Annotated in this window: 18 protein-coding genes and 6 pseudogenes; 15 read left to right on the top strand and 9 right to left on the bottom strand. The window is 55.9% G+C overall.

Features of this window, described 5'->3' with window-relative positions; genetic code table 11:
• From DM373_RS24745 to DM373_RS24735, 3 genes and pseudogenes are all read right to left on the bottom strand, one after another.
• Positions 1-234: arsenate reductase/protein-tyrosine-phosphatase family protein (locus DM373_RS24745; RefSeq protein WP_482822404.1), on the bottom strand; the 234-nt coding region annotated here is incomplete at its 3' end.
• Between the two features lie 20 nt (positions 235-254).
• Positions 255-611 carry a metalloregulator ArsR/SmtB family transcription factor gene (locus tag DM373_RS24740; protein ID WP_019752756.1) on the bottom strand — a complete coding sequence of 119 codons (357 nt, stop codon included), beginning with the start codon at positions 609-611 and terminating at the stop codon, positions 255-257.
• An 8-nt stretch (positions 612-619) separates the two neighbouring features.
• Positions 620-1032, bottom strand: a pseudogene (locus tag DM373_RS24735) (arsenate reductase ArsC).
• Positions 1033-1148: 116 nt separating this feature from the next.
• On the opposite strand from DM373_RS24735, the gene DM373_RS24730 reads away from it, so the two are divergent.
• Complete coding sequence (locus DM373_RS24730; RefSeq protein WP_028692330.1) at positions 1149-1487, top strand: ArsR/SmtB family transcription factor; 339 nt, start codon at positions 1149-1151, stop codon at positions 1485-1487.
• A 26-nt stretch (positions 1488-1513) separates the two neighbouring features.
• A complete protein-coding gene (locus DM373_RS29825; protein WP_374701059.1) occupies positions 1514-1804 on the top strand; it encodes an FAD-dependent oxidoreductase in 291 nt (96 codons plus the stop codon).
• On the opposite strand, the pseudogene DM373_RS24725 reads toward DM373_RS29825, so the two are convergent.
• A pseudogene (locus DM373_RS24725) lies at positions 1710-2204 on the bottom strand (arsinothricin resistance N-acetyltransferase ArsN1 family A); the annotation flags it as partial. The gene DM373_RS29825 and the pseudogene DM373_RS24725 overlap by 95 nt on opposite strands.
• 618 nt (positions 2205-2822) lie before the next feature.
• Between DM373_RS24725 and DM373_RS24715 the strand changes: the two are divergent.
• The 5 genes and pseudogenes from DM373_RS24715 to DM373_RS29350 all read left to right on the top strand — a co-directional run.
• A pseudogene (locus DM373_RS24715) lies at positions 2823-3116 on the top strand (ATP-binding protein); the annotation flags it as partial.
• A 541-nt stretch (positions 3117-3657) separates the two neighbouring features.
• Positions 3658-3945: a helix-turn-helix domain-containing protein gene (locus tag DM373_RS24705; RefSeq protein WP_049696551.1), complete on the top strand. Its 288-nt coding sequence runs from the start codon at positions 3658-3660 to the stop codon at positions 3943-3945.
• Positions 3946-4266: 321 nt separating this feature from the next.
• Entirely contained in the window at positions 4267-4533 is a 267-nt protein-coding gene (locus DM373_RS29820) for an antitoxin Xre/MbcA/ParS toxin-binding domain-containing protein (protein WP_082421436.1), read from the top strand.
• Positions 4534-4591: 58 nt separating this feature from the next.
• Complete coding sequence (locus DM373_RS24695) at positions 4592-5191, top strand: DUF6088 family protein (protein ID WP_082421440.1); 600 nt, start codon at positions 4592-4594, stop codon at positions 5189-5191.
• Positions 5192-5341, top strand: a pseudogene (locus DM373_RS29350) (IS3 family transposase); the annotation flags it as partial.
• Positions 5342-5415: 74 nt separating this feature from the next.
• On the opposite strand, the gene gmtY reads toward DM373_RS29350, so the two are convergent.
• Entirely contained in the window at positions 5416-6777 is a 1362-nt protein-coding gene (gene gmtY, locus DM373_RS24690; protein WP_110996056.1) for a gamma-mobile-trio recombinase GmtY, read from the bottom strand.
• A gap of 113 nt (positions 6778-6890) precedes the next feature.
• On the opposite strand from gmtY, the pseudogene DM373_RS24685 reads away from it, so the two are divergent.
• Positions 6891-7034: pseudogene (locus DM373_RS24685) on the top strand (cupin domain-containing protein); the annotation flags it as partial.
• A gap of 212 nt (positions 7035-7246) precedes the next feature.
• Here DM373_RS24685 and mmsB read toward each other — a convergent pair.
• Positions 7247-8137 carry a 3-hydroxyisobutyrate dehydrogenase gene (mmsB, locus tag DM373_RS24680; RefSeq protein ID WP_110996055.1) on the bottom strand — a complete coding sequence of 297 codons (891 nt, stop codon included), beginning with the start codon at positions 8135-8137 and terminating at the stop codon, positions 7247-7249.
• A gap of 10 nt (positions 8138-8147) precedes the next feature.
• Complete coding sequence (locus DM373_RS24675) at positions 8148-9674, bottom strand: CoA-acylating methylmalonate-semialdehyde dehydrogenase (RefSeq protein ID WP_110996054.1); 1527 nt, start codon at positions 9672-9674, stop codon at positions 8148-8150.
• Positions 9675-9807: 133 nt separating this feature from the next.
• On the opposite strand from DM373_RS24675, the gene DM373_RS24670 reads away from it, so the two are divergent.
• The 3 genes and pseudogenes from DM373_RS24670 (at position 9808) to DM373_RS24655 (ending at position 13359) form a co-directional block, all read left to right on the top strand.
• Complete coding sequence (locus DM373_RS24670) at positions 9808-10758, top strand: LysR family transcriptional regulator (RefSeq protein WP_110996058.1); 951 nt, start codon at positions 9808-9810, stop codon at positions 10756-10758.
• Positions 10759-10963: 205 nt separating this feature from the next.
• Positions 10964-11125: pseudogene (locus tag DM373_RS29345) on the top strand (site-specific integrase); the annotation flags it as partial.
• 797 nt (positions 11126-11922) lie between these two features.
• Entirely contained in the window at positions 11923-13359 is a 1437-nt protein-coding gene (locus DM373_RS24655) for a DEAD/DEAH box helicase (protein WP_110996052.1), read from the top strand.
• A gap of 746 nt (positions 13360-14105) precedes the next feature.
• Here the strand turns inward: DM373_RS24655 and DM373_RS24645 are convergent.
• Positions 14106-14876: an OfxX fusion product gene (locus DM373_RS24645; protein ID WP_110996050.1), complete on the bottom strand. Its 771-nt coding sequence runs from the start codon at positions 14874-14876 to the stop codon at positions 14106-14108.
• Positions 14877-15047: 171 nt separating this feature from the next.
• On the opposite strand from DM373_RS24645, the gene DM373_RS24640 reads away from it, so the two are divergent.
• Complete coding sequence (locus DM373_RS24640; protein WP_110996049.1) at positions 15048-15278, top strand: helix-turn-helix domain-containing protein; 231 nt, start codon at positions 15048-15050, stop codon at positions 15276-15278.
• 301 nt (positions 15279-15579) lie between these two features.
• On the opposite strand, the gene DM373_RS24635 is transcribed toward DM373_RS24640, so the two are convergent.
• Positions 15580-15933 (bottom strand): hypothetical protein, encoded by a 354-nt coding sequence (locus DM373_RS24635; RefSeq protein WP_110996048.1) that lies wholly within the window; start codon positions 15931-15933, stop codon positions 15580-15582.
• Between the two features lie 122 nt (positions 15934-16055).
• On the opposite strand from DM373_RS24635, the gene DM373_RS24630 reads away from it, so the two are divergent.
• Genes DM373_RS24630 through DM373_RS24620 form a run of 3 tightly spaced genes read left to right on the top strand, consistent with a single transcriptional unit; the run spans position 16056 to position 19404 of the window.
• Positions 16056-17609, top strand: a complete 1554-nt coding sequence (locus tag DM373_RS24630) for a recombinase family protein (protein ID WP_110996047.1) — start codon at positions 16056-16058, stop codon at positions 17607-17609.
• Positions 17609-18502 (top strand): ParB/RepB/Spo0J family partition protein, encoded by an 894-nt coding sequence (locus DM373_RS24625; protein ID WP_110996046.1) that lies wholly within the window; start codon positions 17609-17611, stop codon positions 18500-18502. Before DM373_RS24630 ends, DM373_RS24625 begins: the two co-directional genes overlap by 1 nt.
• Entirely contained in the window at positions 18499-19404 is a 906-nt protein-coding gene (locus DM373_RS24620) for a ParB/RepB/Spo0J family partition protein (protein WP_110996045.1), read from the top strand. Before DM373_RS24625 ends, DM373_RS24620 begins: the two co-directional genes overlap by 4 nt.
• Positions 19405-19469 lie beyond the last annotated feature (65 nt).

Genomic DNA, 19469 nt, shown 5'->3' with positions numbered 1-19469 from the left:
GGTGATGACGAAGTCCGGTGCCAGCTCGGCGTGTGCATCGCTGGATTTGCTGCTGAGGCCATCGGTGGAAATACCGGCGCGCTGCAGCGCGGAGATGGACAGCGGATGTACCTCGCCCTTGGGCTGGCTTCCGGCGCTGTAGGCCTTCATGCCGGCCGGAGCCAGGTGATTGAAAACAGCCTCGGAGAGGATGCTGCGGCAGCTATTGGCGGTGCAGAGGAACAGAACTTTCATCGGCTTTTGCTCGGCAGTAATCAGCAGCAGGTAGCAGCACGCTGTGGGCGGTCACCCATGGCGTCCAGTCGAGTGGAACTGCTGTTCAGCCACTCGCTGTTGGCCTCCAGCGTCGTTTTCAGGATCTCGCGTACCCAGGCGGGCAGCTCTGGATGCAGCCGGTAATAAACCCATTGGCCCTGGCGGCGGTCTGCCAGCAGGTCACAGGTGCGTAATTGCGCCAAGTGGCGGGAAACCTTGGGCTGGCTTTCTTCCAGCGCACAGGTCAACTCACAGACGCAGAGCTCTTCCTCGCGGGCGATCAGCAGCATCATCCGAATGCGGTTCTCGTCGGCGAGGCATTTGAAAACCTTGGTAGGGGTCAGTGGATCAGTCATAACGATTCTCAGTGTTTGGTTTTCACGAAGACGAACATCTTGATGCGCTCATGGATCTCGTGAAGCGTATGGCGGAAGGCATCGTGCTTGTCGCTGGTGACCGGATCTTCAAAGTGCCACGCCAAGCGCTCGCCCAATGCCGGTAGTAACTGGCACTCCAGCGCCGCCTTGTCGCAAAGGGTGATGAGGTAGTCGAAGTGTTCGCCGGCGAACTCATCGATGGACTTGCTGCGCGGCCGCTGGCATCGATACCGAGGTGCTCAAGCGCCGCGAAGGTACGCGGATCTACTTCGCCAGGCTGAGTGCCGGCGCTGAATGCTTCAAAGCGCACAGGGTCTGTGTGTCGGAGCAATGCTTCGGCGAGCTGGGAGCGAGCAGCGTTTGCGGTGCAAACAAACAGGACGCGGATCTTGCCAGTCATCGCGAGGTACTATGCATGTATATGATTTTTCGAATATACGCTTTTCCGAATGTATCGCAACCCCTCCGGTGATGGGTGGCTTTACATGTGCATATTCGTGCACATATATTGGCGGCATGACGACCAACCAGAACCTCCGCACCCAAGCCATCGACGCTGCCATCGAGTCGCTGGACGAAGCCTTCTTCAAAGCACTCTGCGAGCCCTCCAGGGTCGCGGTGTTCAAGCGCGTGCTCCTGCTGGGCCGGGCGGATGTCGGCGAAATCGCTAAAGAGCTGCCGCAGGAGCGCTCGGTGGTCTCCAGGCACCTGCAGGTGCTGCACGATGCCCAGATCGTGAAAGCCACCAAGGTGGGCAGGCAGGTGTTCTACGAAGTGAATGGTGGGGCGATCGTCGAGCGCCTTGAGGGCCTGCTCCAGCGAACCAAGGGTCTGGTTTCGCTGTGCTGCCCGTAGCTCGTGCCCTTTTTTTGTCCTGATATATGCTTGAGTGCGCACATATGAATAAATCGAGTCGCGCGGTGGATGTGATCGTCATCGGTGGTGGGCAAGCGGGCTTGGCGCTTGGCTGGCATTTACAGCAGCACGGCTTGGACTTTCTGATCCTAGATGAGCAGACGCGCCCAGGCGGAAACTGGCGCAAGTACTACGACAGCCTGCTGCTTCGTCATCTGGAACGGGTTGGTTCGACGGAAACACCCGCTCAACGATCGCGCAATCCAGCCAACGGCCTTCAAGACAAGCGTGCTTCTCATAGACGCCAACCGTCCTGAAACCGCAGGACTGACAGAGCGCGAGGCTCGCCTCGTTGAAGGTGAAAATGCGGGAGAGGACTTTCCAGAAGCCGCGTGCCTCAGCCTCACTGAGCAATGCCTTGAGCAGCGCCTTGCCGATGCCACGTCCGCGGACGTCACGGCCCAGATAGATCGAGAAGTCGGCGATGCCGGCGTAGCACGAACGCGCGCGGTAGCTGCTCAGGTTTGCCCACGCCACTACCGCACCGTCGACCTCGACGACCAGCACCGGATGGCGAGACATGTCGGCCACCCAGGGCTGCACATCCATGGCGCTGCGTGGTTGGGTCTCGAACGTAGAGCTGCGGTCTTCGATCCCCTGGTTGTAGATCTCGGCAATGGCCTGGACATCGCTGAGTTGAGCAAGGCGAATGTGCATCTGGCTTCCTTTCGCGGGAACTAGTGGTTAGAGGGCTGGGTTTTTCTTTCGGCAACTGCTTATTCACCCCCCGGCCTACTTGCACTGTACAACGCGGGAGTGGGGTTTTCACATTTCGGCGGCGACTCGCCGAGAATCAGTACTTGCTAGGGATGTTCGCAACCAACAAATTGGCTGGGGGAAACCGTTCGACTCGCTCCTCCTTGATGCAGTCCCACGCCCATTTATGTAGCGATGCGCTGCGCAGGAAATCACCTACCAATTCGATAGGAATCTGGTCTTCGTCGACAGCAAGTTTGTAACTAGGCTGCATGGCATAGCACACGTCCATTCCCATTCGACCACTAAGCAACTGGTTAATTACCTTCACCCGCTGAGTCCAGGTCAAACGCTGCTTTCTACGCTTCGAGTTCTGATAGACCATCAAATTTAGGTGGAGAGACGCATGTATATATGCACCTATGCAAATACGCTGAACATTTTGAGCTCTGAACGACTGCGGTCAATCATTCGCAACGAGTCTGATTTGCGCCCAATGCCCAGAAAATCTGCACCGCTGATTGAGCACGACAACATTTGCGGCGCTCAGTATTACGCGTCTCAAGGAGATGAACTGCCATGAAAACGATCGCTAACACAGCTGAAAGTTTGAGCAGCCTCGGGCTGAGCGAGATGGCTGAGGCATACGAGCGCCAGCTGGACGATCCGGCGCTGCTCGGTCAACCCTTCGAGACCCGCCTCGGCCTGATGATGGATGCGAAAAAAAGCGAGCGCGAAACCCGGAAAATTGAGCGCCTGCTCAAGGCGGCCAAGCTGCGAGAGACGCAGGCCACACTCGAAAACATTGAGTTCAAAGCATCGAGAGGCCTCGACCGAAACACCATCATGACACTCGGCGAGTGCGAGTGGCTCTACTCATCCACTCACGCGCATATCGCGATCAGCCGAAAAAATAATCTCTGTGACCTTGAGGTTCTCTCGATGAGGCGAGTGATGAATGCTGTAGCAAGCCCCGCCTACTACCTTGTAGATATAGCCCTCATCCGTTCCTGAGGCATCTTCAGCAATGCTCACTTCCTGAAGCGGTTCCATCACCCAGTCTTTCCCACCTCTCATGTGGCCAGGAGACATCAGATGTGCCTGCGCGATCCATGAGCAGTCATCAAGCTCCGAAAGCATCTGTTTAAGTATCGGTACCGTGGGGATCATCAGCATGCTGCCCACGATGTCATCACCATAATCGCGCACGAGCTCCACGTAAAACCATGGATGGTGCAGTTCCAGCTCAATAAATTTCCAGCGGCGACTGGAAGGCTCTCCGAAAATGTCGGCTGAGCTGAGTTCGGCGTGCCTGTAGGTCTTGAACATCGAAAAATCCTCAAAATATTAACAATAGTTAATGGATGTCCGACGTTCAAGACGGCTTCATCATTCCTTTTGTAGGAATGAAAAAATGGAACTGAAACAGGCATTTGGGAAAGCAATGAGGCAGCTCAGAAAATCCCGCAACCTTAACCAAGAAGATTTCGGTGGCCACAGCAGCCAAACCTACCTCAGTCAACTGGAAGCCGGAGGAAAAGGCCCTACCCTCGAAATGGTGCATGGGCTCGCCTCTGCCATGAATGTTCATCCTTTGACGATCTTGACCCAGTGCTACCTTTTTATGGACAAGGATGCCACTCTGGATTCAATCATTCAGCGCGTTCGTGAGGAGCTCAGCGTGACGCCATCGGACCGATGAGGATGGGCATCTGCACCCTTCAGCATGGGCTGAGATGTCTTGTCTGATGCAACCAAATTCTGCGCTCCCTGACCCAGTGGCTGGGTTGCGCCTTGGCCCTACCTATGCGGGAAAGGAGATACATTGAAAGGCCGGCGGAAGGTAAAGACTGAGAAGTGGCGTATCAAGTCGGAACTGGAAGGCAGCGCCCAAGAGCTTTTGCGAGGGCGGGCACAGACGCAAGGAAGGTTCCTCGATATAGCGGCACAAGCCGGCAAGAGAATGGAACCCGTTGGCCGACTTGCCGGTTGAGAGATACGCTTTCACATTTGAGGTGTGCAAATGAACGATTCTCAGATACTAGCGCTTTGCCCCAGTTCACCGCTGGAATGCTGGAGCATCGTCCACCGATGCTACAAGGGAAGGTGCGAGCAAATCCTGCACCTGGCGACGCGAGTGCTTGGCAGTCGAGTGCTCGCCGCGCAATGGCTATACAAACCAGCGATAGGGCTAAGTCATCAGGTACCTTGCATCATCATGGTAAGTCGATCGGGCTACCAGAAAGTGGTGACACTTCTAGGACGAATTGAACACGGCGTCTATGCTTAACGCCGCAAGGTTCCATGCCAGAGGACCTGTCCACTACTCGTCTGACATAGGTTTAGCTGTGTCTATCGCAGAGTCTATATCGAACCGAATCAAGCGTATGCCTAAGGGAAGGCCCTTTGTTAGATCCGTATTCGAGCGAGCCGGCTCTCGCTCCGCGGTAAACAAAGCTCTTTCTCGAATGGTGCTCAGGGGTTCCCTGGAGCGCGTTGCCCGCGGCGTTTACATGCGTCCCAAGCACAGCCAATACACGGGTAAAAGGGTTCGAGCCAACCCGCTTTCTGTATTGGAAGCCGTTGCTAGGGCAAGAGGCGAGATTATCCAGATCCATGGTGCAGAAGCTGTTCGTCGACTGGGGCTGAGTGTTCAGATGCAGGTCCTGCCTACTTACTACACCAGCGGGACGACACGTGAGATCAAGATCGGTAACGCGGTTGTTAGGCTGCGCCATGCGTCTCGCCAACGACTCCAGCAAGCTGGAACGCCAATAGGGACGGCCCTGACCGCTTTTTGGTATCTCGGAGAAAATGGGGTGGATGAACAGGTCGCGAGCAAGATTGTGAGCTCGCTCAGCGCTGAAGAGTTCAACAGGCTCATGGAATGCAAAATGCCTAAGTGGATGCGCTCAGCACTGGCCAACTGCGCTCGAAATGTGAACTGAAAAATTCTGAAGCGGGAGCGAATCCGACGAAAAATCTACGCAACGCATGACGAAGGCCGGAGTTGTATTTTCGATTACATGGAGATACTCATAAACGCCGGCACGGCATATATTATGCAACTGTTGCCAGCAGAGTACGAGAAACGCTAGATCCTGAGCTTAGAGAGCACCGAGGAAACTAGTGGCGACTCTAACCTAAATTGTCCCAGTAGACTCCGCACACCTTAATCGCCACTATCTGCATCGTGATGCTTGTATGCCATTTTCGATTCAAGAGCAGCCAGAGTTGCGCGAACCTGCGTTGATTTTGGCTGAGTATATACTCCACTTGATTCAATAGACGAGTGATGCATAGCTGACTTAATAGTAAGATCCGTGGCTCCGTCTGCGGCAAGTCGCTGCCCATAGGAATGCCTGTGTCCATGAGGGGTAGTACCTAACATTTTCTCACTGATCAACCCAATGCGCTTTACAGCCCCTCTATGTGCTTTCCTGTAGGCAGTATGTGAATACGGCTGCCCAAGTTTGTTAGTGAATGCATAAGGATGCTCTTGACCTAATGCAGGTTTCACTCTGTGCATGCAATGATACTCACTCCACAACTGCGCAAATACTTCTGCCTTGAATGCCGGATGAAAGAAAACCTCAAAACTCATTCGCTGACGGTCAGTAAACGCCCTTCCCTTCGCACCCAAAAATAGAGAATCCTGCGATTTGACCAGTAGATTTCTAGGAGTCAGCCCATACTTGTCACGCAGAAATGCTTGACGCTTCATCCGTTTTTTTCCAGGCGCTAATCCGAGTTGAGGATGATAAACTCGAACAACAACTTCACCTTTTTCAACTGTGACATCATCGCACCACAAGCTCAGCGCCTCAGATAACCTTAGCCCGCCATAATGCATGAGCATAGTGATTAAGATATCTCTGATACTGTATACATTCTTCCGAAGCTTGAACCCCTGCGCAAGAAAGGCATCAATCGATTCTTCAGGAAAATCTTTTGCAGGCTCTAGATCAAAGCTTATCATTGAAGTAGACCTGACCTCCCTACTCATTGAAAAATCAGGTGGCTTTATCCAAAGATGCGAAAGAAAGGCATTACTCTTCCGATGGACGTAAGCTGCCCAATTAAGTTTTTCCTCAGCACGATTCGCTTTGCGCCAAGTATTTAAAACCAATCCAGAATCTTCATTTAGCGCAGCCAGCCAGTCTGAAAATTGAGTAATCGCGGAAATAATCTTGGAGGCATCATCTGGCTGTCTTGGCTCCCACCACAATTCAGATGGATCGCATCCCCGCTCCACGGTACCACTATACAGTGAATTGGAAAACGATCTAAACAGCATTTGGGGAGAATCAAAAAACTGATGATTAGCTTCTACATATTCCAACAACAGCTGCACAGCAAAAGTCGTACTATCTTGCCATGACCTGCTCTTACGCCCATTCAAGTACATATAGTAAGCAAAATCCTTAAGTATCCCTTCATCTGTGATGATTACAGGCAACACCGGTCGAAAACCAGTTGCATCGAATCTCAGCGCTCTGTACTCACGATGGGATCGTTCAAAGAAAACAGCCATTTTGCTGACTCCGGAGATCAATGCAGTTGGAGAGCTTCGTTTTCACAGCATAGCTGAGCTCGGTCCAGTAGAGAGGTAGGCCAAATTTTTTGGGACTATAGCTTGGGTTAACCTTCCTCGATGGCTACTGCATCGTCACCCCGGAAGGTGAAGAGCCCAAGCACCTGAAGGCAGGGGATGTGTTCGTGATCGAACCGGGGATGAAAGGCACCTGGGAAGTGGTCGAGACGGTGCGCAAGTATTTCGTGTTTGCCTGAAGCGCTAATCGTGGGAGCGGGCTTGCCCCGCGATGACGTCAGGCGGGACAACGCTGTAGCCTGACATGACGTCATCGCGGGGCAAGCCCGCTCCCACGATTCGAAAGCCGGTTCTGCCGGGAAAAAAAATCGCGAAGCGCATGCCCCTCCCCCAAGGTGCGCAGTTACAAGGGGGAGGACCATACGGTCCGCGATGAAGTCCCTCTCGCCCATCAATCCTTCTTGCGATACCCCTCGACGATCGCCGAGAAATCCTTGCCGCCTTCGCCGCGCAGGCTCATGGCCTGGTACAGCTGCTGGGCCACGGCGCCCATGATCACTGGCTGGTGCGCCTGGCGTGCAGCCTCGGTGGCCAGGCCCAGGTCCTTGAGCATCAATTCGGCGCCGAAGCCGCCGGTGTAGCCGCGCGAGGCCGGTGCGGTCTCGATGATGCCCGGCCACGGATTGTAGGTGTCCGAACTCCAGCAGCGCCCGGTCGAGCTGTTGATGATCCCGGCCAGTACCTTGGTGTCGATGCCCAGCGCATTGCCCAGAGCCATGGCCTCGGACACGCCGATCATCGAGATGCCCAGCAGCAGGTTGTTGCAGATCTTGGCGATCTGCCCGGTACCCACCTCGCCGCAGTGCACGATGTTGCGGCCCATCTGCTCCAGCACCGGCTTGAGGGTGGCGAACAGCGCCTCGCTGGCGCCGACCATGAAGGTCAAGGTGCCGGCCGCCGCGCCGCCAGTGCCGCCGGAGACCGGCGCGTCACCCATGTCGATGCCCTTGGCCGCCGCGGCCTTGGAAACGTCGCGGGCGGTCTGCGGGTCGATGGTGCTGCAGTCCACGGTCGGGGTGCCGGGGCGGATGCCGGCCAGCACGCCGGTCTCTTCGTCCAGGTAAACGCTGCGCACATGGGCAGCGGCCGGCAGCATGGTGATCACCAGCTCGCTGCTGGCCGCGGCTTCCTTGGGCGAGGCGCTGACCTGCCCACCCAGTTCGGCAAGCTCCGCCAGTACGGTCTTGTTCAGGTCGAACAGGTTCAGCGCGTGCCCGGCCTTGATCAGGTTGCGGGCCATGGGCGCGCCCATGTTGCCCAGGCCGATGAATGCGATACGCATGGTCAACTCCTTAGCGCAGGCTGATGGTGGTGTTTACACCGTCGTTGACGCTGTCATCGTCGAACCAGCGGGCGGTGACGGTCTTGGTCTGAGTGTAGAACTGCACCACCTGCTTGCCGTACGGGCCGAGGTCGCCAAGCTTGGAGCCGCGCGAGCCGGTGAAGCTGAAGTACGGCACCGGTACCGGGATCGGGATGTTGATGCCGACCTGGCCGATGTCGATCTCGCTCTGGAACTTGCGCGCCGCAGCGCCGCTCTGGGTGAACAGGCCGGTGCCGTTGCCGAACGGGTTGGCGTTGACCAGGGCGATGGCCTCGTCGAGGGTGTCCACCTCCAGCGTGACCAGCACCGGGCCGAAGATTTCCTGGGTGTACACCTGCATGTCGGTCTTGACCCCGGAGAACAGGGTCGGGCCGACGAAGTTGCCCTGCTCGTAGCCCGGCACCTTCACGTCACGGCCGTCCAGCTCCAGCTTGGCGCCTTCCTTGATGCCGCTTTCGATCAGGCCCAGCACCCGCTCCTTGGCGCGCTTGGACACCACCGGGCCGACGTCGGTGCCCGGCTCGTTGCCGGCATTGACCTTGAGCTTGCTGGCCGCGTCCTTGATGTCCGGCAGCCACTCGCGGGCCTTGCCCACCAGCACCGCCACCGAGGTGGCCATGCAGCGCTGGCCGGCAGCGCCGAACGCAGCACCGACCAGCGCGTTGATGGTCTGGGTGCGGTTGGCGTCGGGCAGCACCACGGCGTGGTTCTTCGCGCCCATCATCGACTGCACGCGCTTGCCGTGCTGGCTGCCCAGGTTGTAGACGTGGGTGCCGACTTCGGTGGAACCGACGAACGAGATCGCCTTGATGTCCGGGTGGGTGCAGATGCCATCGACCACCTGCTTGCCGCCGTGTACCACGTTGAGCACGCCAGCCGGGATCCCGGCTTCCAGCGCCAGCTCGACCAGCATCATGGTCGACAGCGGGTCCTGTTCGGACGGCTTGAGCACGAAGGTGTTGCCGCAGACGATGGCCATCGGGAACATCCACAGCGGGATCATCGCCGGGAAGTTGAAGGGGGTGATGCCGGCGCACACACCGATCGGTTGGCGCAGGGTGTAGGTATCGACGCCACCGGCGACGTTCTCGGCGAACTCGCCCATCTGCAGGGTGCCGATGGAAGCGGCGTGCTCGACCACTTCCAGGCCGCGGAAGATGTCGCCCTCGGCGTCGGCAATGGTCTTGCCCTGCTCGGCGCTGAGGGTCACGGCGATGCGTTTGCTGTGTTCGCGGATCAGCGCCTGCAGCTTGAGCATGATGCGCATGCGCGCGCCGATCGGGGTGTCGCGCCAGGTCTTGAAGGCGCGCTCGGCGGCGGCCACGGCGGCGTTCACTTCATCGGCGGTGGCAAACGGCACCCGCGCCAGCACTTGCTGGGTGGCCGGGTTGACGATGTCGCGCCACTCGGTGGTCTTGGACTCGACCCATTGGCCGTCGATCAGCAGTTTTACCTGTTCGACCTTGGTCTGGTCAGGGTTGTGGGGTGCGTTCATCTGCGCTCTCCTTGGAATTATTGTCGGAACGAAGACGCCTACGCCGGGGTGGACACGGGGTGGCGTGTAGGGGCTGAGATCGAGTATAGATGTGCAAACATCCAACAAGAATGAACAAAAAAACCGGATCATCATGCAAAAAGACCTCACCTCCCTGAGCGCGCTGAACTGGGACGACCTCAAGTTCTTTCTTGAGGTAGCGCGCACCCGCAAGGCCAGCAGTGCGGCCAAGCGCCTGGCCGTGGACTACACCACGGTGTCGCGGCGCATCGGCTCACTGGAAGGGGCGTTGGGTACCTTGCTGTTCGAGAAGTCGCGCACCAACGGCTTCGTCCTCACCGCCGAAGGCCAGCGCCTGCTGGGCTACGCCGAGTCGATCGAGAGCACCCTGCACATGGCCTGCGAGCAGGTCTCGGGCTCGGGCGTGGCGTTGTCGGGGCATGTGCGCATGGGCTGCACTGAAGGCTTCGGCAGCTTCTTCGTCACCCCGCAGTTGAGCCATTTCGTCGATGCCTGGCCGGCGATCTCTGTGGATATCCTGCCGTTGCCGCACTTCATCAGCCTGTCCAAGCGCGAGGCCGATATCGTCATCGCCCTGGAGCGGCCGGAGCATGGGCCCTATGTGTGCTGCAAGCTGTGCGACTACCGGCTGCGGCTGTACGCCACCCAGGACTATCTCGACAGCCACGCGCCGATCCGCGCGGTGAGCGACCTGGCGGGCCACCCGTTCATCAGTTACGTCGACGATCTGGCGTTCAGCTCGGAGCTTTTGTACCTGGCGAACCTGATCCCCAATGCCAACGCGCACCTGCGCAGCACCAGCGTCATCGCGCAGTACACGGCGGCGTTGCAGGGGCGTGGGCTGGCGATTTTGCCGTGCTTCCTGGCGGCGCAGGACCCACGGTTGGTGACGGTGCTGCCGGAGGAGATCGAGGTGACGCGGCAGTTCTGGATGTACTGCCGGGAGGATTTGCGCAAGTTGAAGCGGATTACCCTGTTGTGGGATTACATCCGTGAGGTGACCGAGGCGAATGCGCCGTTGTTGATGGGTGAGACGCGGGAGATGAAGTTCGCCGAGGGGTAGATCGACAAGGAGTAAGGGTGCCCCATCCTACCCATGGCAAGGGGGCTGTGGCAACGACTTGTGACAGGGGTTGTGACAGCACTTGTTACACCTGCCATTGCTCTTGTGGCATCCGAGATCGTCACTTACTCCTCCCCCTTGGCGCTAACTTACATCCTGACAGGCTGGAGTTTGAATCTGAAGCACTGAGGGATATGACCTTCTATATCGCCAAAAGCTGATTGATGACCTGCGTGATGCAGGGGTGCAGGACTCCCTGATCAAGCGGATCGCTGGGCACGAAGATGGAGCTGTGACGTTCAGCGTGTACGGCAGCCGTAGCCCGCTGAAGGCCATGGCGGAGGCTATACAGCACATTCGGCTCTAGCCAGGCCTACCCCGTCAACTGATCAGTGCAGAGTCCAGGGGCGCTTCTCGCTTGCGTGGAGCTGGTAGTCAGTGACCGCTTGGTGCAACGAAGCTGCTAATAACCGTAGACGCTCAACCACGTGAGGAGGTGCACCGGCGTCCTGCGCCTCCTGATATCGCCGCTGCGCACCTATCGCATCTCTGATCAACGCTTCTCCAGCCAGCGCCAGCCCAGCAATGGTTCGCTTCACGCACTCTCTCCAGATGATCTCTGCTGCACCGCAGTGGTGAGCAGACGTCCGAATGTCGCAACGTGGCGGGTCATCGATGCCGCTGCATGATGCCTTCGCCTGCCGAAACACTCATTTCCTAGGCCCGGAGAAAAAAATTTCCTGCCCCCTGCCTTTTCTTACGGACGATCTTCGGCGGGCGGCTATCCCGCGTCAAGGCAGACCGCATCCGTACCGATGCAGGCGTGTTAGCCGACGAAGGCGAAAAGTTCAAATAGAAGTCCCGGCCAGTGAAAAAAGTAAAGTTTGAAAATTACAATCACCAACACCCTCAAACTTAACAATATGAAAGAACACACCCAAACATTTCGCTGTTGACACACCCGTAAAACTTCATATTATCGACTCCACCAGCCGACTCGCTGGACCAGCAGCACCTCGTAGCAAGCGTTGACACATAGACACCAGCCGCCGCACAGCACGCACATCGCAAGTGTGAACTATTGTATTACCGCCATACATTATCACCTCGTGCAAACAGGTGAAGACAGGGGAGTTGCGCCCACCACAAACCAGGAACTTAGAAATGAATCAGACAAAATCAAATAGAATCATCTATGCAGCCATTGGCGCCCCAGGCTCCGGAAAGACAGAAAGCGTGATCTCTAGACTTCCAAACCTACTTGCAGAAGGCCGGAGAGTCCTCATTGCGCTACCAACTACGCGATTGATTAACGAAGTAACAATCCGGATGCAGTCACTTAAACTGCCATACCTGGCTATTGACCACCGCAGCTACAAGTCCGTAACAACCAAATTAAGCGAAGAACTTTTACAGGTTGATAATACACTCATTATCTGCACACACGAATCAATCCGCAAGGTGACACCAGAACTGTTAAGGCCGTGGACACTCATCATCGACGAGCTTCCAAAAGTTGTTGACTACCCAAACTACACTCTCACACCCGTGGAACTTCAACGTGTACTTGCATACACATTTGAAAGCGAAGGACAGCTATTCATCCAGGACGGAATGCTTGAAGAGGTGGAAGACCAGGTAGCACGGTTTTATGGGGCAAGGAAACTGGACAGCTCGACACTGGGAAATTCAGCAGCAAATATATTTCGCCTACTGCTGTGTGAGATCAATGTCTTCATAGACCAAGCCAAGACATCAGATAAGAGATGCGTCCGTGCCGTAGAGGAGTTCAAATCCTGGTGGAAGATTATAGCCTCTGCTGTCGAAGTCCACGTACTGGCGGCAAACATTGCCAATACCGAATTTGAAGTTCTTGCAGAGTTACACGGTTTTCGGTTCTGTGACTCAGTATTCACACCACAGCGAGGCCTACAATACTGCGGAGTGACAATCTATCCCGTGATGCCTCAGGGTGAGATTTTCAGCAAGGCCAAGGTGATGAAACGAGAAGGTGAGGAACACGTAATCGACCGCATCTTAAGGAGGGTACTGGAGCATGCAGAGAAAAATCCCCTTCTATGCGCAAATGATTGGGCAGAGCTAGATAATACGCCAGGCGTAGTATACGTCCCTGTAGAGTGCCAAGGGCTTAACGCTTTTTCCAGCGCCACTCAAGCTATACTCTTGTTCGGTGGCAACCCAAGCCCAGCAGAAAAGCTGGGACTGGAGTATCAAGCAAAGAAATATGGGCGTGACTTCAAGGAGGCCTTCATCACGAACCGATTACTTGAACGATCATTGCAGGTTTTTACGCGTACCGCTGTCCGCTGCTGGGATAATACACAGGACATCCAAGTATACGTCCAAGATGGCCGTGTTGCAGAATACCTCCGCTCTACCTATTTCCCCCATGCTATTGTTGACTGGTCGCTAAGCACTAAAATGGAAACGAAACGGGATGGTAGGAGACTCTCCATGCAGCAAGAACAGACAATCACCAGTTTGATACGGTCAGGCATGACTACAGCGGCAATCAGTAGGCAGACTGGAGTGAGCCGGAGAAAGATCGACTCTATGAGGGTATTGACTACTGCCGCTTGACCACCTGAATGTGCAACCTATCCTTAATACTTCTAAGGAAAGGTTACATCTACCACTGCAACCCTGCCAAAATTGTCGAACTCTATTAATTAGAGAAGAAGGGGGGCAGAAGCCCCGCCCTTGATCTTGATCCTAGTTCTACATGTGCACCCACATAGGAAACGGTATGTTGCAGAGTAGCGCATCTGTAGAGTTACTGGTGCACCATCACTTCTATACAACGAAGAAGCACATAAAAATTAATAAGAGTGACATACCGTCACATGAATAAGCAGATAGAGTTTCGGGGCTTTCGTCTGCCCTTCTCTAACTTTATTCTCTGCCGGCAGGATAAGCTGATGTGGCTGGGTGACGGGCACGTCACGAGAAATGGACTGGTGCCCCAGGCACCGATGATGATCTTAACTATACAGAGAGGGAGAGATACCACCCTCCCCATCTCTTTGAAGTAACGACTTACAGGCGGACCTATCACAGCACTGGAAGTGCCAATGAAAGCAATCACTGATTGAACTTAGATGGAGCTCCCCGTCTAGTCCAAGCGAAGCATGTTACCACCTCTGAATGTTGATACACCTCCACACCATACACTAGGGGGGGGGGTATCTCCGGTACCTGTAGTTCTTTCAGGTGCATCTTTGCGAATACGACATGAGTGGCACCTAGACAGAACCCAACCATAGCCGAACTGATTAAACCGCGACCATAGCCGGAATGGCAGCCCTGCTCAGAGTTAAGCCAGCTCTTCAGGCTTGGCACTCAATTGTGGCGTGATATGGACCGACCTTAATCACTTCGGGCAGTGGCCCGCTCATGCTCTCCATGATTTTCAAGAAGCCTTCGACGGCCGCTACCCAGGCACTAAAGGTCCAGACGGGAGCAATGAGCCCCTCTCGTGGAGTACCAACAGGGTTGAGCATCCATCGCGTGGCCTTCCAAGCAGGCGTTGCAAGTACCAATTTTCCGTCGACAGTGGTGAACACAGGCAATGGCTTAGGCTCACCCTTCTTTGGGCCTTGCGTCTCTGTGGGCCCCAATGCTTGCCAGCTCGCCCGTATGACCTCGTTGAAACCATCAACAAGTCGCTGGGAGTCTGAATCCAACAGTTGGGAGGTTAGTGCGTTCAATGCTTCAAATGTCTCCTTAGCCTTAGCTGCTCGCGCCGCCTCGGCCTGGCGCTTTCGTAGACGCTCTGCATCCTCCTGGCGGCAGCGTTCAGCTGCTTCAAGCTCACGCTGCTGTTGTTCTTCACGAACGGCCTTCCGCCGCTGCTTAGCTTCGGAAGTCAATGCGGGTTTGACTGCAGTGCCTGCTGGAGCAGAAATACGCAACCCAAGTGGGTTCTGGTCATCATCCACGACATCGAACGACTCTCCATCCATGCCATACGAATTCAGATACAGGTTGGCACCGTAGAACTTCGCGTCAGGGTCGGCGGAAGCCAGCAGCCTCAATGCACTCTCCACGGCTCTCGCCATGCGGTCCGGGGTGATTTCACCCTCAATCTTCACTCTCACTCTGGGATTTCCTGCCTTCGATAGACTTATGAGGACTCACCATCGCTAAGCTTGCGAACCCAGGGTAATAGCAATCTGGCCTTTCCTGGCGCGGGGTATAGGCGTCCTGCCCTACCGCAATGTCACGATTAGTGTGTGTCCGATTAGATCACATCACCCGACCATGGGGGAATGCCTGCACCACCACCCTCCCCAGCGCTTCAGCATCAGTTCGGCACCCGAGTCAGGGAGCTGCGTGTGGCTATGGGCATGAGCCAAGAAGCCTTTGCTGATCGGTGCGGCTTCGCCAGGACCTACATGTCTCGCATTGAGACTGGCGGTGCCAATCCGTCCATCAACGCCATCAAGGTCCTGGCGGATGCCCTGGGCGTGACTATCGCCGCCCTGTTTGAGGGGATGTGAGCGATCCCAGGTCTTAGGCACAGCAGCGCTGAACCACACCGCATCAGTGAGGTCCGCCGAGAGCCGTTATCTGCCGTTAGTGAGTGACCGCTATCGACCCAAAGCTGCCTGTGGAGAGCGGCAGCAATCGGCTAACTACGGACATCCAGCTGAGCAGTAGTCCCGCCACCAGCCTTTTAGCCTTGGACATCCCGCACTCTTCAAGTGCTGAATCTACATAGTTTCAATGGCTTGGAATCTTCTGAACACGGAGGATTCAGGCTACAGCGTTAGAGAGGCTGGGAGACCGCGCAAAGGGCTGTCAGTGAGCGTTGCCAGGACCCAGGCAAGCCTCGATCATTTCCGCGACGTCAAGCAAGCGCTCGCGCAAAGCGGGAAGCCAGACCACTGCCACGGACGAGTTCCGCTGCGCCAATTCAAGCACCGCCTGAAGGACATAGTCGGAATGTCGCATTAATTCAATCAAATGAAGGCCGCTCGGGCCATGGCTGCCTGCCAGCCAATGCTTAGCCGTGCGTTCACTGGCATCGGTCCAATGACGCAGCGTCTTAATTGCGCGATGTGACGTGCCTAATTCGGTGCGTAAGGCAGCAGCTAGGGCTCCGGCGTAAGTTTGTGCACAGATTGGAAATGAATTACCCATTTTAGTGATCATCTTTCCGTATCTCCTCTTTATATTCGTGAGTAGCGCATCTGATGTAGGCCGGCAGGTGTAGTGCAGTCTACGGCTTGACATGGGTGTAGACCCCAAGTCGCTAAGGGGGCATCGATCTACAAATGAGACGAGCACATCTATCCACGACCGAGGGCAGCAATAGAGCTGCTGCCTATGTCCGCATGTCGACGGAGCACCAGCAGTACTCCACTGAAAACCAGCTGGATGCCATTCGCGTTTATGCGGCAGCACATGAGCTGGAGATCGTCCGGCTATATACCGATGCGGGGAAAAGTGGCTTGAGCCTGGATGGTCGGGAAGCTCTTCAGCAGCTACTTCGAGACGTCGACTCGGGTCAGTCCGATTTCTCTGTAGTTCTGGTCTATGACGTAAGTCGCTGGGGGCGCTTTCAGGACCCTGATGTTAGCGCCAGCTACGAAGTTCGATGTCGGCAGGCTGGTGTCAAGGTCGAATATTGCGCCGAACAGTTCGTTAACGATGGCTCACCGGTATCCAGCATCATCAAGAGTGTTAAACGCATGATGGCTGGTGAGTACAGCCGTGAGCTGTCCGTCAAGGTGTTTGCGGGGCAGTCGCGCTTGATCCAGCTAGGCTACCGACAAGGTGGCCCGGCTGGATATGGATTGCGTCGTCAACTTATTGATCAAACTGGGCAGCGTAAAGTAATCTTGGATCGGGGAGAGTACAAAAGCCTTCAGACGGATCGGGTAATCCTCACGCCAGGTCCCGAGTCCGAGCAACAGGTCGTTCAAGACATTTACCAGACCTTTGTCAGGGAAGGTCGAACCGAAGCTGAAATTGCAACGCAACTGAATCGGCGTGGACTTCTTACAGACTTCCAGCGACCGTGGACACGGGGCGTAGTGCATCAGGTCCTGATCAACGAAAAATACATCGGTAACAACGTCTGGAATCGCACTTCTGGCAAGCTGAAACAGCCCCGTACACCCAATCCGGTTGATCAGTTGGTGCGGGCCGACAGTGCCTTCTCCTCAGTGGTTGACCACGGATTGTTTCTCGCGGCGCAAGCCATTATTCGAGCGCGGTCACGGCACTGGACTGATGAGCAAATGCTGGCCACGCTGAAGCAACTATTTGCGGAGCGAGGTTGTCTTTCTGGGTTGATCATTGATGAGCAAGAGGATTGCCCCTCCAGCAGTTGTTATCGCCAGCGCTTTGGTAGTTTGCTACGCAGCTACAGCCTGATTGGCTATTCCCCCGCACGGGACTACAGCTTTCTGGAGGCTAATCGCCGGCTGCGAGAGCTGTATCCGCACATCTTGGCCGACACGCAGGAGCGCATTCGTCTTGTCGGAGGGCGCATTGCGGTCGATCCCCAGACTCAACTGGTTTGGGTTAATGATGAGTTCTCGATCTCGGTGGTGCTATGCCGCTGTCAATGCTCAGAGTCAGTGCGCAGACGTTGGCAGCTACGCTTCGATTTCGGTTTGTTACCTGACCTTACTGTCGCTGTTCGCATGCTCCCCGGTGAGCAGGAGGTGCTTGATTACTACCTCTTTCCCATGATCGATTTGGCGGCACCTCACCTGCGTCTGGGAGATACTAATCCGCGTGAATTGGAACTCTACCGGTTCAGCAGCTTGGATATCCTAGCGGCCCTGAGTCGACGCATACCCCTAGGGAGCGCTGCGTAATGGCCACATCGGGAGAGCATCTTGCACTTCATGTGGCGCAGGCGGCGCCTATTGCGCAGATCCCACTCGCGGATATTCGCGTGCTCAATCCGCGTAGTCGCAATCAACAAGTGTTTGCACGCCTGGTGGAAAACATTGCGAGTCTGGGGTTGAAACGACCGATCACGGTGACCCGTAACGGTTCGAGTTTCGACCTGATCTGTGGGCAGGGGCGCTTCGAAGCCTTCAAGGTCCTGGGGGAGTCGGCCATTCCGGCGGTCGTGGTGACGGCGGTTGAGGCGGACCGCTATCTCATCAGCCTGGTAGAGAATCTGGCGCGACGTAAGCACTCGAACCGCGACTTGCTGATGGCGATCAACGTACTGCACGAGCGTGGTTACTCCATCAGGCAGATTGCCCAGAAAACCTGCTTGGACCGTGCCTATGTTGGCGGCATTCTGATCTTGTTGCGGCAGGGAGAGGAGCGCCTTATCGCTGCCGTCGAAAAGGGCTGGCTACCGATTAAAGTCGCGATCCATGTGGCACGGTCTGACGATGCCCAGGTCCAGGCCGCCATGGTCGAAGCCTATGAAAGTGGATTGTTGAAAGGAGATGAACTCATCAAGGTGCGCCGTCTGATCGACCGAAGACGCGTTCTTGGCAAGGGCTATGGTAGGCAGCATGGAGGCGAGCGCATGACCACTCCTCGCCAGTTGCTGACTGCCTATCAAACTGAGGTGCGCCGTCAGCGCCTGATGGTGAAGAAGGCGGACATCGGTGAGCAACGATTGCTCTTCGTCGTGACTGCATTGCGTCGGTTGTTGGCCGATGAATTTTTCCGGTCAATGTTACGCAGTGAAGGTATTGATGATATGCCGCAGGTATTGGCCGAGCGTATTCAGGGGGACGCATGACTGTCGTCAAGCGTGCCTTTGAGCCCGATTTGATTACCGTCCGCTTACCGCTGATCTTGCCCTCTCGCCAAGTCACCCACGATATGCTGACGTCCGTCAGATACGCAGCGATTTTGGCCTCCATCCGTGAGTTGGGCGTGGTCGAGCCGCTCGCGGTGCATCCCGAGCCAGTTCACGGGACGGGAGGGGAGCCCCGTTATCTACTGTTGGATGGTCATTTGCGGCTAGCTGCGCTCGCACAGTTGGGGGCGGAAGACGCGTTGTGCCTGTTGGCGACAGATGACGAAGGTTTTACCTACAACCGGCAGGTCAACCGACTTACCCCGATTCAAGAGCACAAGATGATTTTGGAGGCGATTCGCAAAGGAACGACCGCCGAGCGGATTGCCGAAGTCTTGAGCGTCAACGTTGGACGCATCCGCGAGCGCCAGCATTTGCTGCGGGGGATTGCGCCGGAAGTCGCTGAGATGCTGAAAACGCGAATGGTCAGTCAGGCGGTCTTTCGCGTGCTGCGTAAGATGAAGCCGATGCGCCAGATAGAACTAGTCGAGATGATGATTTCGGCCAACTGCTTTACTGGTCGCTACGCCGAAATGGTATTGGCCGCAACGCGTCCTGATCAGCTGGTTGAGGCAAAGAAAGTCAGTGAGGGCGTGACTGCTGAAGACATTGCACGCATGGAGCGGGAGATGGAAAAACTCTACCACGATTACCGGTTGGTCGAGGACACCCTCGGCGAAACCATGCTGGTACTCGTGGTTGCCAAGGGCTATGTGTCTCGCATGCTGCGCAATCAGACTATCGCAGCTTACCTGGAGCGTTTCGAGCCTGACCTGGTGCGGGAGCTGGCGAGGGTTGTGGAGGCGGTCACCGCAGATGCTCGTAGTCTGGAGCGTGAATAGACCTACCTGCTGTGCTTAGTGGGAGGGCATCATTCGTTTTTGGGACAGATCGTCAGTGCTATGTT

It is taken from the genome of Pseudomonas sichuanensis (genome assembly GCF_003231305.1).
Classification (GTDB): Bacteria; Pseudomonadota; Gammaproteobacteria; order Pseudomonadales; family Pseudomonadaceae; genus Aquipseudomonas; species Aquipseudomonas sichuanensis.
This window is presented reverse-complemented; position numbering and strand designations above follow the sequence as displayed.